Here is a 15,824-nt window from a genome sequence, read left to right as displayed (position 1 = left end):
CAAAAAACCTGATTATGTATCGAGCGTCTTTTGAATCATATTTATTACAAGATAAAGATGTGTGTTTGTTTTTTCAATAAATTTAACATGTGTCGTTTTTAATCGGTTTAAACTTGAATTTACTACTATGAAGCACATTTTGTTCGTTTCTATTTTTTTTATTTCCCTGTTAAATCCTGCAATAGCCCAAACAAATTTTGGAGTTAAAGGAGGTGTAAACATTACTTTTTTCAATGAAGACCAAACTCAATTTGGAGAAAACCCAGATACTGAAGCAGGATACTTTGGAGGTGTTTTTGTAGATTTTAAAATTAATGACAGTTTTCATATCCAGCCTGAATTATTATACGTAGGAGTTGGAGATTTTCAGTTTATAAATGCACCTATTTACGTAGAATATTATGTTGCAAGGGACATTAGTTTATTAGTAGGGCCTAGTCTTAATTATTTTTTTGACTTTTTTACTAATAGTTTTAAAGTACGAGCCGACCTGAGTGCTGCCTATCATTTCTCTCAAAATATTGAACTAAACCTAAAATACACACTTGGTTTTGAAGAATTGGCGCCCAATGTGTTGTTTCTAGGAATGGGTTTTAGTTTGTAAAATAGAAGCAAGGAACAAGAGGTAAGATTGGAGATTAACGATTTAAGAATGCTGATTTTTGAACTAAAAAGATATGAAGGAATAAAGCCCAATCGCTTTACTCATTGAAAGGTAAAAATAAAAAATTCCCCATTTGGATTACAGAATGGGGAATTTTTTATTTTTGTCTAAAGTCTAAAGTCTAAAGTCTAAAGTCTAAAGTCTAAAGTCTAAAGTCTAAAGTCTAAAGTCTAAAGATGTATCACTTCGCCATAAGCATCTGCAACTGCTTCCATAACGGCTTCACTCATTGTTGGGTGTGGGTGGATTGTTTTTAACACTTCGTGTCCTGTTGTTTCAAGTTTACGTCCTAAAACAGCTTCAGCAATCATATCTGTAACTCCTGCGCCAATCATATGGCATCCTAACCATTCCCCATATTTTGCGTCAAAAATCACTTTTACGAATCCGTCCTTTGTACCTGCGGCACTTGCTTTTCCACTGGCAGAGAAAGGGAATTTCCCTACTTTAAGATCATACCCTGCCTCTTTAGCTTGTTTTTCAGTCATTCCTACACTTGCAATTTCTGGAGTAGCATACGTACATCCTGGGATATTTCCGTAGTCTATAGCTTCAACATGAATTCCTGCTATTTTTTCAACACAAGTAATTCCTTCGGCAGAAGCAACGTGGGCTAATGCTGGACCTGGAGTTACATCGCCAATAGCATAATATCCTGGAATATTTGTTTGATACCAATCATTTACTAGAATTTTTCCTTTGTCTGTTACAATACCAACATCTTCAAGACCAATACCTTCAATATTTGTCGAAATACCAACTGCAGATAAAACTATTTCTGCTTCAATAACCACTTCCCCTTTTTTAGTTTTAACCGTTGCTTTTACGGTTTTTCCAGAAGTGTCTACTTTTTCAACAGCGCTATTTGTCATCACTTTTATTCCGGCTTTCTTAAAAGAACGTTCAAACTGTTTTGAAACATCTTCATCTTCTAAAGGCACTAAATTTGGTAAATATTCAACGATAGTTACTTCAGTTCCCATTGCATTATAGAAGTGGGCAAATTCAACACCAATAGCACCACTACCCACTACAATCATAGATTTGGGTTGTTTCTTCAGCGTCATTGCTTTGCGGTATCCAATAACTTTTTCCCCGTCTTGTGGTAAGTTTGGTAACTCTCTTGAACTTGCGCCTGTTGCAATTATTATATGATCTGCACTATATTCTTTGCCATCTACATCAATCTTTTTTCCAGCTTTTAATTTTCCAAAGCCTTCTAAAACATCAATTTTATTCTTTTTCATTAAGAATTGTACCCCTTTACTCATCCCATCAGCAATACTTCGGCTGCGTTCTACAACCTTGGTGAAATCCTTATCATATTCATTTACGGTAAGACCGTAATCTCCAGCGTGTTTTAAATAATCAAAGACTTGGGCACTTTTTAAAAGCGCTTTTGTAGGGATACATCCCCAGTTAAGGCATACGCCACCTAGGCTTTCTTTTTCCACTACTGCGGTTTTTAATCCCAGTTGCGACGCTCTAATAGCGGTTACATAGCCTCCAGGGCCAGATCCTAAAACAATGACATCGTACTTGCTCATGTTGTATATTTCTTGATTATTTTTAGACTGCAAATTTACGAAATGGTGTCTTTATAAATGATAAAATTTAAAAAAAACCAAAAACAAATTATTTAATACTATTTTGATTGATTTACATAAAAATCAACCCCTAATTTTAACGATTTAAAATTCGGGGTTTACAAAGAGGTTATAAGTTAATCTTTTGACGGAACAAATTTCATAGCAATGCCATTTATACAATGCCTTTCTCCGGTAGTATCTTTAGGACCATCGTTAAAAATGTGCCCCAAATGACCTCCACAGGTTGCACAGTGCTCTTCTTTGCGGGCATATCCTAAATTGTAATCCACATCAAAAGACACGTTGCCTTTTACCTCACGGTCAAAACTTGGCCATCCTGTACCGCTATCAAATTTGTTTGCAGATTCAAAAAGGGGAGTGGCGCAAGCAGCGCATACATAGGTTCCCTTTTCATAGACTTTATTTAATGGGCTCGAAAAAGCACGCTCTGTTCCGGCTTCTCGCAATACATAAAACTGTTGTTCGGTTAGTTCTGCCTTCCATTCAGCTTCTGTCTTTGAGATTTTAAAGTTTTCTTTTTTTGCTTCACTTTTTTGAGCCTTTGTGTTACAACTAAAAAAAGCAATACAGCAAACTGCTAATAGTAAATGTTTCATTTTAATAAGCGTTTCTAATTTGATAGTATTTCGATTTCGGAACTGTCTATTTCTATAAGTCGTAGAACTTCTTCCATACTTAAATCTGCAGTTGCAAATTCTGCAGGTACCGCCACAATTCTAAAGGTTTGATTGGCAATATTGTCGTTACCAATATTGTTTAGATCAAAGTTACCTTCAATCGTGAGTTGCACATCTACAAAGGTATGGTTAAAATTATACTGAAAAATATCTCCAGTACCATCATTAAAGAAAACACTTTGCGGGAGTTGTGTCCAAACATCTGCAGAAGAACCATCCCCAAGGGGAACAACAGATTGCAAATGGTAGACCAATATGGCATCGCTCTCAAAAACATCAAATGGATAGGGGATAAGTCTCGAAACATATTGATTATTTCCCGTGTCAAGATTGAAAGTTTCGGTGGTCTCAAAAACGAGCCCTAAAATATTTATTCCAGGCAATCCTGGAGGCCCTGAATCTCCTTCACAAGAAATAAAAAACAAAGAAATAAAAATGGGCACTAATACAAAGTAGTTTTTCATGTTTTAATTTTTATATAATCTACAAATTTCATTCCGAATTATACTATTAAACACAAATTCAATTTTATTTTCGACTAATCTTTGACCGTTGTTAAAGAGCAACGAATCGAAAACTTAAACAAGAGCAATTAAATTATAGAAATTTTAGTGTTTAATAAATGCTAAAATGGTAATTTTATAAAACAACAAACCAAATATTATATACAGATGAAATATAAAAAATACTTATCAATTTTAGTGATTTCAGTATTAATAGTTTCCTGTGCCAAAAATCCATTCACGGGAAAATCTACAATGGCATTGGTGCCGAATTCACAGATTTTACCGATGGCTTTTCAGCAATATGATCAATTTTTGAGTGAAAATAATGTTGTTACTGGCACGGCTCAAGCGAATATGGTGAAAAATGTAGGACAAAAAATTTCAAGTGCTGCTGAACGATGGTTGACAGCAAACGGATATGCAGGTTATTTAAAAGACTATAGGTGGGAATATAATTTAGTGCAAGACGAGACAGTGAATGCTTGGTGTATGCCTGGCGGAAAGATTGTTTTCTATACAGGAATTATGCCTATTGCACAAGATGAAGCTGGCGTTGCAGCGATTATGGGACATGAAGTTGCACACGCATTGGCAAACCACGGGCAGCAACGTATGAGTGCAAGTCAAATACAGCAAGTGGCTGCGGTAGGATTAGCTGTAGGAACAGCAGGCTCAGAAAACGCGGCAATTTACAATCAAGCATTTGGAGTAGGGTCTAACGTTCTTGGAATGTTACCTTTTAGCAGAAGCCATGAATCAGAAGCTGACAAAATAGGATTAACCCTTATGGCGATTGCTGGATATGATCCTTTAATAGGCGCCAGGTTGTGGGAACGTATGAGCCAACAAGGTGGTGATGCTCCACAAGAATTTTTAAGTACGCACCCTGCAAATCAAACACGTATTGATAATATTGTAAAATGGGCACCAGACGCTAGAGCTGTGGCGAGAAAATTTGGTGTGACAAGTTTTAAAAACTAATTCTAAAAATAGTGTTTAAATTATCGAAAAATATCCCAGCAATTGCTGGGATATTTTTATTTTAGTGCGTTTTAAAACTCATACCAATGGAAACAGCTAAAAAAGGATCTAAAAAATTATTAAACGCCTGGGCATTTTATGATTGGGCAAACTCCGTATACAGTTTAGTAATAGCTTCAGCAGTGTTTCCAATCTTTTATGGCGCTTTATTCAAAAAAGCAAACATAGAGACCGTTGAAGTCTTTGGTAACGCTATTCGCAGTACCCCTTTGATAAGTTATACAACTGCGGCTGCTTTCTTAGTTGTTGCTTGCCTTTCTCCTTTATTATCAGGTGTCGCTGATTACGTTGGAAACAAAAAAGTATTCATGAAATTTTTCTGTTATATGGGAGCTCTTTCCTGTATGGGCTTGTATTGGTTCTCATTAGAAAATATACACTTGAGTCTTTTTTTATATTTCTTGGCATTGATTGGTTTTTGGGGCAGTCTTGTTTTTTACAACTCATATTTGCCTGATATTGCATTTAAAGAACAGCAAGATGGTATTAGTGCAAAAGGGTATTCTTTAGGATATATAGGAAGTGTCATATTACTCATTTTTAACTTGAGTATGGTAATGTTTCCACAAGTTTTTGGATTAGGCGAGGGTGGAGATGCTAGTATTTTAGCAATGAAAATTTCTTTCATCACTGTAGGTATATGGTGGATTGCTTTTAGTCAATATTCGTTTTATCACTTACCAAGAGGAAATAAGAATACGAATAAACTATCTACTAAAATTGTTTTTAACGGGTTTAGAGAATTAAACGGGGTTTATAATTCTCTTTCTCATAACCTAAAGCTGAAAAGATTTCTTGCAGCGTTTTTTGTTTATAGCATGGCGGTGCAAACAGTAATGCTAGTTGCTACTTATTTTGGGGAGCAAGAAATAAATTGGGGTGATGATGATAAGAAGACCCTCGGACTTATTTTAAGTATACTCATTATTCAACTTGTGGCTGTTTTAGGAGCTTACTTAACCTCTAAAGCGTCTTTTAAGTATGGAAATATTAATACGTTAATTATAATAAATTGTGTTTGGGTAGTCTTGTGTGTTACTGCATTTTTTATTTATGAACCTACTCATTTTTATATAACCGCTGGTTTTGTTGGACTTGTTATGGGGGGGATTCAGTCGCTATCAAGATCAACCTATTCGAAATTTTTACCTGATACCCAGGATACTACGTCCTATTTTAGTTTTTACGACGTTGCAGAGAAGATTGGAATTGTTGTAGGAATGTTTGTCTATGGATTTATAGACCAAGTAACAGGAAGTATGCGCAATGCTATTTTATTTCTAGTGGTCTTCTTTACAGCAGGAGTGATTTTGTTATTCCGTGTTCCAAGAAAAACCTGATTTGATACAATTTTTATTTAAGTTTGTTGTTTATTCATTACCTACAAACGAACTTAAAACTATGAAAAAATTTCAACTCTTAAATTGGGTGTTTATTGCGCTTATGGCGTTTCAATTTACTTCTTGTGAAGATGAGCCATTGGTTGGAACATTTCCACAACAGGAAAATCCAAGCGATGGACTTCCTGGTGCTTTTACTGCAAGTATTAATGGTGTGCCTTTTACGGCCAATACTATTTCAGCAGTTGTATTTGCAGATGGACTTTTTACCATAATAGGTGTTAATGGTTCTAACAATGCAATTACGCTATCAGTCCCAATAGTTGCTGAAGGTAATTTTATATTAACAGATACTCCTGAGACCGATAATTTTGCTTCGTATACAGATGCTCAATCTGCAGCAAACCCATATACTAGTGCGTCACAAACAGGTGGAAGTGGAAGTATGGTCGTAACAAGTTATGACGAGACGGAACTTTTAATTTCTGGGTCTTTTGTTTTTGAAGGTACGCGTCAGGCTGCCGATGCCCAAGGAAGTCCAATTTTTGATAGTAGCGGCGATCCAATAATTCAAAGTGTGTCAATTACCAATGGTCTTTTTACATCCATTCCTTTTACTTTAGATATGGACGACGGCGGAGATCCAGGTGATGGAGGAGGAGATGGAGGCGACCCAACTGAGCCAGTTGAAGAATTCTTTGCTAACGTAGATGGTGTTGAACACGTTGACACTTCATTAACTACCACCATAAATATGGTGGGTGATGAAATGATATTTAAAGTAGAAGCTACTACGGCAGCAGGCGCTTTAATGAGAATTGATGTTCCCGTAGATACGGGTTTAGGTAGTTTTGAAATGGTATCAGATATTTCTGACGGGACAAAGTTAATTGGGATATATAACCCGAACCTTGGTGGAGAGAATCTGAGTTCAAATCCAGGTACGATTACCTTTACACAGTTTAATCTTGCTGACGGAATTATGGAAGCAACCTTTTCTTTTACCGCTAGAGACCCTTTAAATCAAGACCCAGCTATATATCAAGTTACTGAAGGAAGCTTTACCGTTTTCTTTGACCCAATATCCCTGCCACCTGGAGTTGCTTTTAGAGCAGTCGTAGATGGCTTAGAATTTTTACCTGACACAACACCTGTTCCTCCTCCTGGAATCGCTGATCAGATAACTATTTCGAGTGAAGAAGTAAATATGGTCGCCGTAATTAAAGTGGCTGCCATAATGATGGATGGTCGTGAGATGACACTTTCTTTTCCTAAAGATATTGAAGTAGGGATGTATGTGATGGGTACTGAAGTTGTTATTGGTGACGAAAAAGTAGGTGCCTATAAACCAGCAGGAACAGAAATGGTCTTCTATTCTAGTCCTGGAACCTTTACGGTACAATCTTATGATTTGGAAACAGGCGTAATGAGTGCAACATTCTCATATAATGCGGTAGATCCAACAGGAATGGATCCGACGGTTAGAAGCGTTACAGAGGGAGAATTTAATCTTACAATTCCAGAGTAATACTATTTCTAAAACATAAAAAAATCCTTGCTGATCATTTTCAGTAAGGATTTTTTTTTGAGTTATTTGATACGTTCTAGTTTCGTGTATCAATATCGCCTGAGCCTTTTACTTTATTATCGCTAGTTTCTGGATTACCACTATATTCTATACCACCACTACCTGTTAACCTTGCTTTAATACTAGTAGCAGCATTAACCAAAATATCACCAGAACCAGTTAGTTTAGCATCCGTATGTTGCGTGTTCATTTTTATGGAATCAAAGTCACCACTACCCGTCATTTCAACGTTTAGATTTGTGCTTTTACCTTTTAAATTAAGGTCTCCTGAACCGTTAATACGAGCATCTACTGTTGTGGCAGATACAACGAGGTTGATATCTCCAGAACCGTGAAGACTGGTCGTGAAAGTGGAAGCATTAATGGTATCACTGCTAATAATATCTCCAGATCCATTAAGAGAAACTTCGGTTAAATCTGTAAACGGAACATACACTTTAACACCAATATTACGCTGATAATACGCCTTGTTTTTTAAAGAGATATTTAGTGTGTTTCCTTCCACAGTAACTTCTACCAAATCTATTGAGTTTTTTTCTGTTTCTACTTTAATAGTGCCTTCGGTTCCTTTTTGTAGTATTACTTTAATGGATCCTTTTACTTTTATAATGTCGTATTCCTGAGTGCTAATCGTTTTTGTAATTGCATTTTTATTTCCAACAAGCTTTTCTTTGCTCTGTGCTGTAGCTTCAGCAGTACCAACAAACAGTATGCATACTATGGTTACTATGATTGAAATTTGTTTGATTTTCATGATTTTAGTTGTTTAGTGTTACACTTCCGTAAGAAGAATTTATTGAAATTTTATTTTCTGAATTTTGGTTTTTATGATACCCTTCATAGTTAGATTTACTTCCACTTTTATCTTTTGAAGTAATGTTCATGAAATCAGTACCTTTCAAACTACCATATTTCAAATCTGCTTCAAAATCAAATGCATATCCATTTTCAATGCCTAATGTGATTCCAGAATATGAACCTTGGATAGTTACATCTTTTGCAGTAGCTGTTAGTAGGCCAACCGTAAGACCACTATACCGTAAGTTGAAATTTGCATTTCCAGAAATTTTTTCGAATTTCACGTTATTGTAGCTTGCTTCTCCTAAAACATCTCCTGCGTTATCGGCATTTAGTTTTCCGTAACGATTGCGATAATTTAAATCTCCAATAACCCCTAAGTTACTTGTTGTGTAATCTGCAACAAGTTCTAGTTTTTCTGAATTATTAAGTGTGAACGTAGAATATCCAGCAACAATTTTTCCGCTTTTCATACTTACAATCGTCGCTGTTTTCACATATTTTATTTGGATATAATTGTCATCTGCCATTAAGTTTCCTACACTAAGTTGACCGTATTTATTATTGATTTTTGCAGTCCCTTTATGATTTCCTACCGTAATAGCTCCATAGCGATTGTTAAGGTCAATTGTATTTGTTTCTGGTACTTTGATCACATAGTTTATCTCCATAGAGACATTGCTATTGCTATTTCTCCACCAACTGCTGCTCTCGTTAGCATTTATATTTGTCTTTGCGGTTACTTTACTCGAGTTGCCACTCAACTCTATTTGGATTTCATCCAATCGTTCTTGTACTTTTTCTTCGCTGTTACCATTCGTTTTAATAAAAACTTCTATTATTATGCGATTTTCATTCCAAGACACAATGGTAATATTTCCGTAGCTGTTATCCACCTCTAGTGATGCCTCTTCATTTACTGAAAATTCTTTTTTAATTGTTTTTTCTTTCGTGTATTTTCCCTTGAACTTATCGTGATTTGCAAACGATACAAATGGAATAAGCAGTAGCACTGCTATCTTATAAAATTGTTTCATCTTGTTCTGGTTTAAAGTTTTTAATACCTTCTATCATTTCTTTTACTTGTTCTAATAATGTGATTCGCATTTGAAAATTATCAATCATTGCTGCGATTACACGGCTGTCATTTCCACTGGCTAATAAATCTTTCGTTAGTTCTTGGTATTGTTTTTCTAGCGTATCAATTTCGGTTAGTGTTTCGGTAATAATTGTTTCAGTTTCTGGAGATTTATAGGTTTCCAGCACTGCTAATTCTGCTTTGATAGTTGTAATGAAAAATGACTCAGTCTCCCTTAATTCAGGAGATAATTTTGCCAGTTCATCTCCTTGATTGTTATAAAGGCTCATGCTTCCTACAGCAATCAATACTGCAATACTAGCAGCAATCGCTAGGGGTCTCCACCAATTTATATTTTTAGGAATGGGTGCCTTATTTTGATTTTGCAGCTTTTCCATGAACCTGTTTTTATGGCCCGAGGGTGTCGCTGCAATATCAAAACTGCTCGCTGGTTTATTGAATAACTCTTCTATATTGTCTTTCATAATACATTCATTTTTTTTCTTAAACTTTCTTTAGCTCTGGACATTGTGGTTCGGCAATTAGCGTTTGAAATATCCAAAATTGTACAGATCTCATTGTAGTCATACCCATCTATGAAATGCAAGGTCAACATCTGGCTGTAGCTTCCTTTTAAAGAAGATACTGCGGTTAGTAAATGTTTCACTTTCGAGTCCTGTTCTTCAAAGATTGATATGCCATCAAAGTTCATTTCTTCTTCTCCTTTACCTTCCTCAATTGTATTTTCTTCTAAAGGAACAAACCGTTGCATTTGTCGGTATTGCGAAATACTATTATTAATAACGATGCGCTTGAGCCAGGCTCCAAATGTTGAGGTGCCCTTAAAGCTATCTAGTTTTGTAAAAGCAGTTAAAAAGGACTCTTGCATTATATCCTCTGCAATTGCACTATCCTTAACAATGCGAATTGAAGTATTAAACATAGCCTGCTCATATCTATTATATACTTCTAATTGAGCCAGATTATTATCTTGCTTACAAAGATTTAGTAACTGCGATATATCCTGTTTTATTAAAGACACTAGTAATGGTCGGTTTTGATTGTGTTTTCATTTTAAAGATACAGTGACTTTTAGTTTGTTACAGTTTTGTAGTTTTTTATTTTTAAATGAATATAAAAGGCTTGTCTAAATCGCCCTCCAAGCGGAGGTTTTTAGCTCCTTCCCTTTGAAGGGTTATTTGAAAATAAGCAAGATTTGATTGAAAATACCAGTCGTAGCTAAGGGGTTGGGATGTTTTTTAAATTGTATAAATTATAATATATAAAAGAAGAACTCTCAAATGGCACATAAGTTGAATTATATAAGGGGTAAGTGGTCTCGAAATCACCTACGCCTAGTATAAGTGCTTAAATAAAAGTAATTTAAATAAATCATACGAGGTGGTTACTGTAAGAAAACAGTGACACTTTGTCTTATCATAATATATGTCAAAATCAAAACTTACCATATTAGACAGTTTGTCATTACAGGAATTTCAAGATGATGCAGAATTCATCCCACTAATGTCTACTGAAGATGAAGAAGAAATGAATATGGAAGAGCTGCCTGAAATATTACCCATTCTACCATTGCGAAATACGGTCTTGTTTCCAGGTGTGGTAGTGCCAATTACGGCAGGTCGCGACAAGTCCATTAAGCTTATTAATGAAACGAATAAAGAAGGAAAAATTATTGGTGTTGTTTCTCAAAAAGAAGAAAGTGAAGAAGAACCTGGTATTGAGGATATCAACACCGTGGGTACCGTTGCAAAAATCTTAAAGGTTTTAAAAATGCCTGATGGGAACATAACAGTAATTATTCAGGGTAAAAAACGCTTTCAAGTAGCTGAAGTTATTACTACAGAGCCTTATCTAACAGCAACAATTAGACCTGTTGCAGAGGCACGTCCAGCAAAGGATAATGAAGAGTTCAAAGCAATTGTAGATTCTATTAAAGAGAAATCGCTTGCTATTATCAAGGAGAGTCCAAACATACCATCTGAAGCCTCTTTTGCCATTAAAAATATAGAGAGTCCTTCCTTCTTAATCAATTTTGTTTCTTCTAATTTAAATATTGAAGTTGCTGAAAAACAGAAGCTACTTCAAATAAATGATTTAAAAGAGCGTGCTTTAGAAACACTACGCTTTATGAATATAGAGTTACAGAAATTATCGCTCCGTAAAGACATTCATTCTAAAGTACATAATGATATCAACAAGCAACAACGGGAATACTTCTTGCATCAGCAAATGAAAACCATCCAAGAAGAATTGGGTGGAAATTCTTCAGAAGCTGAAATTGATGAAATGCGTGCTCGTGGAAAGAAAAAGAAATGGAATGATGATGTAGCTGAACATTATACTAAAGAGCTTGCTAAGTTACAGCGAATGAATCCTCAGGTATCTGAATTTAGCATTCAAAAAAACTATTTGGATTTACTATTAGAGCTTCCATGGAACGAATTCAGTAAAGATAAGTTTGATTTAAAACGGGCTAAGAAAATTCTTGACAGAGATCATTTTGGTCTAGATGACGTTAAAAAAAGAATTATTGAATACCTCGCTGTTTTAAAATTGCGGAATGACATGAAATCGCCAATCCTTTGTTTGTTTGGTCCTCCAGGAGTTGGTAAAACTTCTTTAGGAAAATCTATAGCCGAAGCATTGGGACGTGAGTATATAAGAATTTCCTTGGGTGGATTGAGAGATGAAGCAGAAATTAGAGGACATCGCAAAACATATATTGGTGCAATGCCAGGGCGTATTATTAAAAGCTTGAAAAAAGCAGGAACAAGCAATCCAGTTTTTGTGTTAGATGAAATTGATAAACTATCAGTAGGGAGTCAAGGAGATCCTTCCTCAGCCATGTTGGAGGTTTTAGACCCAGAACAAAATAGCGCGTTCTACGATAACTTTTTGGAGTTAGGATATGACTTGTCGAAAGTAATGTTTGTGGCAACGTGTAATTCGTTAAGTACTATACAGCCTGCATTGCGTGATCGTATGGAAATCATCAATGTTACTGGATATACCATTGAAGAAAAAGTAGAAATTGCAAAACAACACTTATTGCCAAAACAACTAAAAGAACACGGTCTTGACAAAAGCCATCTTAAAATTGGAAAACCGCAATTAGAAAAGATAGTAGAAGGCTATACCCGGGAAAGTGGAGTTCGTGCTTTGGAAAAGCAAATTGCAAAAACCGTACGTTTTGCTGCGATGAAAATTGCTATGGAAGAGCCGTACGAGCTTAAAGTTGATAGTGATGCCATTGTTGAAATATTGGGTGCACCAAGAATGGAGCGCAATAAATATGAAAACAATGAGGTTGCAGGTGTGGTTACTGGACTAGCTTGGACACGTGTTGGAGGAGATATTTTGTTTATAGAATCTACCTTGAGTAAAGGAAAGGGGAATCTTAATATGACGGGTAACCTTGGAAAGGTTATGAAAGAGAGTGCTACAATTGCAATGGAGTACATTAAATCTAATGCGGGTCTTTTAGGCTTAAATCCAGATATTTTTGATAAATACAATGTACATATTCACGTGCCAGAAGGAGCAACTCCAAAAGACGGGCCAAGTGCTGGAATTACTATGCTTACCTCGCTTGTATCTTTGTTTACACAACGAAAAGTAAAGAAAAACCTGGCGATGACAGGTGAAATTACCTTGCGAGGTAAAGTACTCCCTGTAGGAGGAATCAAAGAAAAGATACTCGCAGCTAAAAGAGCGCGTATCAAAGAAATTTTGCTTTGTGAAGAAAACAAAAGAGATATAGATGAAATAAAACCTGAATATTTAAAAGGACTAACGTTTCACTACGTCAAAGAGATGAGCGATGTGTTGGACTTGGCTTTGACAAAGGAAAAGGTAAAGAATGCTAAGAAGTTGGAATAGTTTCAAAATCTTGAGTAGGATTAATTAAATCAAACCGCGATATACTTTTTGTTTAGCGTGGTTTCGTTTTTTAAATCTGATATTCAATTATTTAGTGTCTTATTTTTTATTGTTCGTTTATAAGAAAAATGCCCAAATATCCTTTCTCAAACCAATTCGCAAAATTTAATTTGTAAACCTCAATAAGTTTCCGTCATTTTGGGGCATAAATTTAAGGCCGCTAAAAATATATTATACTTGCAGCCGTTAGTAACTAAACATTCTCGCGCATTGGGCCTATGAACCAAAAGGTTTTATTTTTATTAGCTTCATTATTTACTGTTTCTGCTTATGCGCAAATTGGTGGAAGATCAACATATCAATTTCTTAACTTGGTCAACAATCCCCGTCAGGCAGCTCTGGGTGGTAAAACAGTTACCAATTATGACTATGATCCCATTCAAGGATTGTTTAATCCTGCAGCCATAAATCCCAAAATGGATAACCAACTTTCAATTAATTACAATAATTATATTGGAGATGTAAATTATGGTACTGTTGCCTATGCATATTTGTGGGATCGCCGTACACAGGTAATCCACGCAGGAATTACTTATATAAACTATGGGAATTTTGATGGGTATGATGAGCAAGGAAATGCAACAGGAGAATTTGGAGGAGGAGATGTAGCCGTTTCAGTAGGACATGCAAGAAATATTCCTTTTACAGATTTTCATGTAGGAGCAAATGTGAAGCTTATTTCTTCAAAATTAGAACAATACAGCTCTTTTGGTGTGGCCGTAGATATTGGATTAATGTATCATTACGAAGAATGGGACCTACAAGTAACAGGGGTAGCGAGAAACTTAGGAACCCAAATAACCCCGTATGATATAGAATTAGAACAACTCCCGTTTGAGTTGATCTTTGGTGCATCACAAATATTAAATAATATCCCGTTGCGTTGGCATTTTACTTTGGAAAACATGCAACGATGGAATGTGGCATTCTCTAACCCAGACAGAGAAACGACCGATTTAGAAGGTACCGTTACTAAAGAGAATATTAACTTTTTTGACCATGCGCTGCGTCATATTATTATTGGGGTAGAGTTATTTCCAGAAAGCGCATTTAATATTAGATTAGGGTACAACTTTAGAAGAGGGGAAGAATTAAGAATTGTAGAACGTCGTGCCTTTGCGGGAATTAGTGCGGGCTTTGGAATTAAACTAAATAAACTTCGATTGAGCTATGCCTATTCCAAGTATAACTCAGCCGCAGCCTCAAGCTTCTTTGGTATAAATATAGATTTACAATAATGGGTAAAATTACCATTGCAATAGACGGATTTTCCTCAACAGGTAAGAGTACCATAGCCAAGCAACTGGCAGATTGTTTGGATTATATCTATGTAGACACCGGTGCCATGTATCGTGCCATCACATTATTTGCAATGCGAAAGGGATTTATTACAGAAACTAACTTTGATACCCAGGCTCTCATTCAGCATTTAGATAAAATTTCAATAAGCTTCAAAAAAAATAAAGAGACTACAAAAGCCGAAGTATATATTAATGGAGAAAATATTGAAAAGTACATAAGGACGCTGGAGGTTTCTGGATTTGTGAGTCCTATCGCAACAGTTTCTGAAGTTAGAAAGAAATTAGTCCACCAACAACAGCAAATGGGCCAGGGCAAAGGAGTAGTTATGGATGGTCGTGATATTGGTACTGTTGTATTCCCAGAGGCCGAATTAAAAATATTCTTAGACGCATCTGCTAAAACACGCGCAATGAGGAGGTACCAAGAATTATTGGACAAAGGCGATGACATTACTTTTGAAGCGGTTTTAGGCAACGTTCAAGAAAGAGATCGTATAGATTCTACACGAGAAGATTCACCATTGGTAAAGGCAATAGATGCTATTGAAATTGACAATAGCGAAATGAATCTCGAGGACCAATTTCATATTATTCTACAATTAGCAAAAGATAGAATTGCAGGGAGAATTTAATCTACTTTGAATAATTGCATAATCACAACACCAGCACTATTTCTAAAGTAGAGGTTCGTATTTTTTAATTCATAGACCGTTATTTCCTTCATTGCTTTATTAAAACTATTGGGTGTCCCCCTATTTGGGCAAAGTTTTTTAGTACTACCTATGTCTCTAAAAGAGATTTTTTCAGCATTCAGTTCATCTATCGTTCCGAAGAAATTATTACAACCATCATTGCCTAAGATTTTCAATTCATTTACAAAGATTTCTAGTGTGATTTGTTTGGGAGTTTTGGTTTCAAGAATTTTTATTGGAGTACCGTATAACTCTCTAACTGCCCACATATCGTGAAGATTATTGTTGGGGCTACTGTTATTTTGATTGCTGTTTTTAGAAGAATTACAGCTACTTAAACTCAATAAACAAAACAAAAAAGATATTGGTAATTGCACAGGCATGTTTTTTATTTTATGAGCTATTTAATTTTCAACTATAAAAGTAGCCATACCCTTTTGAAATTCAAAAGAAAAGGGTTAATTTCGCATCCCTTTTAACGACGTAGTAATAGATTGAAAGGGTGTTATAAAATTTAAACATAATCCTTCTGTAGGTCAATCGGTTAACTATTACAATCTTACAGAATA

Annotated in this window: 15 protein-coding genes; 7 read left to right on the top strand and 8 right to left on the bottom strand. The window is 35.6% G+C overall.

Annotated features, from left to right (window positions below; all coding sequences use genetic code 11):
* The first annotated feature begins 127 nt into the window (after positions 1-127).
* Positions 128-604 carry an outer membrane beta-barrel protein gene (locus ABXT67_RS15040; RefSeq protein WP_415374855.1) on the top strand — a complete coding sequence of 159 codons (477 nt, stop codon included), beginning with the start codon at positions 128-130 and terminating at the stop codon, positions 602-604.
* Between the two features lie 230 nt (positions 605-834).
* Here ABXT67_RS15040 and lpdA read toward each other — a convergent pair whose 3' ends face one another.
* The 3 genes from lpdA to ABXT67_RS15025 form a co-directional block, all read right to left on the bottom strand.
* Positions 835-2,211 (bottom strand): dihydrolipoyl dehydrogenase, encoded by a 1,377-nt coding sequence (gene lpdA / locus ABXT67_RS15035; protein ID WP_415374854.1) that lies wholly within the window; start codon positions 2,209-2,211, stop codon positions 835-837.
* 176 nt (positions 2,212-2,387) lie between these two features.
* Complete coding sequence (gene msrB / locus ABXT67_RS15030; protein WP_415374853.1) at positions 2,388-2,870, bottom strand: peptide-methionine (R)-S-oxide reductase MsrB; 483 nt, start codon at positions 2,868-2,870, stop codon at positions 2,388-2,390.
* 14 nt (positions 2,871-2,884) lie between these two features.
* Positions 2,885-3,415, bottom strand: a complete 531-nt coding sequence (locus ABXT67_RS15025) for a collagen-like protein (RefSeq protein ID WP_415374852.1) — start codon at positions 3,413-3,415, stop codon at positions 2,885-2,887.
* Positions 3,416-3,622: 207 nt separating this feature from the next.
* Between ABXT67_RS15025 and ABXT67_RS15020 the strand changes: the two genes are divergently transcribed.
* The 3 genes from ABXT67_RS15020 to ABXT67_RS15010 all read left to right on the top strand — a co-directional run bounded on the left by ABXT67_RS15020 (position 3,623) and on the right by ABXT67_RS15010 (position 7,366).
* A complete protein-coding gene (locus ABXT67_RS15020; protein WP_415374851.1) occupies positions 3,623-4,438 on the top strand; it encodes a M48 family metallopeptidase in 816 nt (271 codons plus the stop codon).
* Positions 4,439-4,524: 86 nt separating this feature from the next.
* Positions 4,525-5,838, top strand: coding sequence for an MFS transporter (locus ABXT67_RS15015; RefSeq protein ID WP_415374850.1), 1,314 nt, complete (start codon positions 4,525-4,527; stop codon positions 5,836-5,838).
* A 61-nt stretch (positions 5,839-5,899) separates the two neighbouring features.
* A complete protein-coding gene (locus ABXT67_RS15010) occupies positions 5,900-7,366 on the top strand; it encodes a DUF6252 family protein (protein ID WP_415374849.1) in 1,467 nt (488 codons plus the stop codon).
* Between the two features lie 76 nt (positions 7,367-7,442).
* Here ABXT67_RS15010 and ABXT67_RS15005 read toward each other — a convergent pair whose 3' ends face one another.
* Genes ABXT67_RS15005 through ABXT67_RS14990 form a run of 4 tightly spaced genes read right to left on the bottom strand, consistent with a single transcriptional unit; the run spans position 7,443 to position 10,344 of the window.
* Positions 7,443-8,180, bottom strand: coding sequence for a head GIN domain-containing protein (locus tag ABXT67_RS15005; RefSeq protein WP_415374848.1), 738 nt, complete (start codon positions 8,178-8,180; stop codon positions 7,443-7,445).
* Positions 8,181-8,184: 4 nt separating this feature from the next.
* Positions 8,185-9,261, bottom strand: coding sequence for a hypothetical protein (locus ABXT67_RS15000; protein ID WP_415374847.1), 1,077 nt, complete (start codon positions 9,259-9,261; stop codon positions 8,185-8,187).
* Positions 9,245-9,787, bottom strand: coding sequence for a hypothetical protein (locus tag ABXT67_RS14995; RefSeq protein WP_415374846.1), 543 nt, complete (start codon positions 9,785-9,787; stop codon positions 9,245-9,247). The genes ABXT67_RS15000 and ABXT67_RS14995 overlap by 17 nt, the downstream gene beginning before the upstream one ends.
* On the bottom strand, positions 9,784-10,344 hold the full coding sequence (locus ABXT67_RS14990; protein WP_415374845.1) for an RNA polymerase sigma factor: 561 nt from the start codon (positions 10,342-10,344) through the stop codon (positions 9,784-9,786). Before ABXT67_RS14990 ends, ABXT67_RS14995 begins: the two co-directional genes overlap by 4 nt.
* Positions 10,345-10,748: 404 nt before the next feature.
* Between ABXT67_RS14990 and lon the strand changes: the two genes are divergently transcribed.
* From lon to cmk, 3 genes are all read left to right on the top strand, one after another.
* Positions 10,749-13,202, top strand: coding sequence for an endopeptidase La (lon, locus tag ABXT67_RS14985; protein WP_415374844.1), 2,454 nt, complete (start codon positions 10,749-10,751; stop codon positions 13,200-13,202).
* Between the two features lie 278 nt (positions 13,203-13,480).
* The gene (gene porQ / locus ABXT67_RS14980; RefSeq protein WP_415374843.1) at positions 13,481-14,500 is read left to right on the top strand and encodes a type IX secretion system protein PorQ; all 1,020 of its coding nucleotides are present in this window, start codon (positions 13,481-13,483) and stop codon (positions 14,498-14,500) included.
* A complete protein-coding gene (gene cmk / locus ABXT67_RS14975) occupies positions 14,500-15,195 on the top strand; it encodes a (d)CMP kinase (protein ID WP_415374842.1) in 696 nt (231 codons plus the stop codon). Before porQ ends, cmk begins: the two co-directional genes overlap by 1 nt.
* Here the strand turns inward: cmk and ABXT67_RS14970 are convergent.
* Positions 15,192-15,638 carry an META domain-containing protein gene (locus tag ABXT67_RS14970; RefSeq protein ID WP_415374841.1) on the bottom strand — a complete coding sequence of 149 codons (447 nt, stop codon included), beginning with the start codon at positions 15,636-15,638 and terminating at the stop codon, positions 15,192-15,194. The two genes, cmk and ABXT67_RS14970, sit on opposite strands and share 4 nt — an antisense overlap.
* Positions 15,639-15,824 lie beyond the last annotated feature (186 nt).

This window comes from Patiriisocius sp. Uisw_017 (assembly GCF_047731265.1).
In the GTDB taxonomy this organism is placed as follows: domain Bacteria; phylum Bacteroidota; class Bacteroidia; order Flavobacteriales; family Flavobacteriaceae; genus Patiriisocius.
Note: the sequence above shows the minus strand (reverse complement) of the source record. Positions and strands in the feature narration are given on the sequence as shown.

What these genes read in the sequence shown, in the direction of transcription:
- lpdA (WP_415374854.1), bottom strand. Translation starts at nt 2,211, where the DNA reads ATGAGCAAGTACGATGTCATTGTTTTAGGATCTGGCCCTGGAGGCTAT.
- ABXT67_RS15005 (WP_415374848.1), bottom strand. Translation starts at nt 8,180, where the DNA reads ATGAAAATCAAACAAATTTCAATCATAGTAACCATAGTATGCATACTG.
- ABXT67_RS15020 (WP_415374851.1), top strand. Translation starts at nt 3,623, where the DNA reads ATGAAATATAAAAAATACTTATCAATTTTAGTGATTTCAGTATTAATA.
- ABXT67_RS14995 (WP_415374846.1), bottom strand. Translation starts at nt 9,787, where the DNA reads ATGAAAGACAATATAGAAGAGTTATTCAATAAACCAGCGAGCAGTTTT.
- msrB (WP_415374853.1), bottom strand. Translation starts at nt 2,870, where the DNA reads ATGAAACATTTACTATTAGCAGTTTGCTGTATTGCTTTTTTTAGTTGT.
- lon (WP_415374844.1), top strand. Translation starts at nt 10,749, where the DNA reads ATGTCAAAATCAAAACTTACCATATTAGACAGTTTGTCATTACAGGAA.
- ABXT67_RS15025 (WP_415374852.1), bottom strand. Translation starts at nt 3,415, where the DNA reads ATGAAAAACTACTTTGTATTAGTGCCCATTTTTATTTCTTTGTTTTTT.
- ABXT67_RS15015 (WP_415374850.1), top strand. Translation starts at nt 4,525, where the DNA reads ATGGAAACAGCTAAAAAAGGATCTAAAAAATTATTAAACGCCTGGGCA.
- cmk (WP_415374842.1), top strand. Translation starts at nt 14,500, where the DNA reads ATGGGTAAAATTACCATTGCAATAGACGGATTTTCCTCAACAGGTAAG.
- porQ (WP_415374843.1), top strand. Translation starts at nt 13,481, where the DNA reads ATGAACCAAAAGGTTTTATTTTTATTAGCTTCATTATTTACTGTTTCT.
- ABXT67_RS15010 (WP_415374849.1), top strand. Translation starts at nt 5,900, where the DNA reads ATGAAAAAATTTCAACTCTTAAATTGGGTGTTTATTGCGCTTATGGCG.
- ABXT67_RS14970 (WP_415374841.1), bottom strand. Translation starts at nt 15,638, where the DNA reads ATGCCTGTGCAATTACCAATATCTTTTTTGTTTTGTTTATTGAGTTTA.
- ABXT67_RS15040 (WP_415374855.1), top strand. Translation starts at nt 128, where the DNA reads ATGAAGCACATTTTGTTCGTTTCTATTTTTTTTATTTCCCTGTTAAAT.
- ABXT67_RS15000 (WP_415374847.1), bottom strand. Translation starts at nt 9,261, where the DNA reads ATGAAACAATTTTATAAGATAGCAGTGCTACTGCTTATTCCATTTGTA.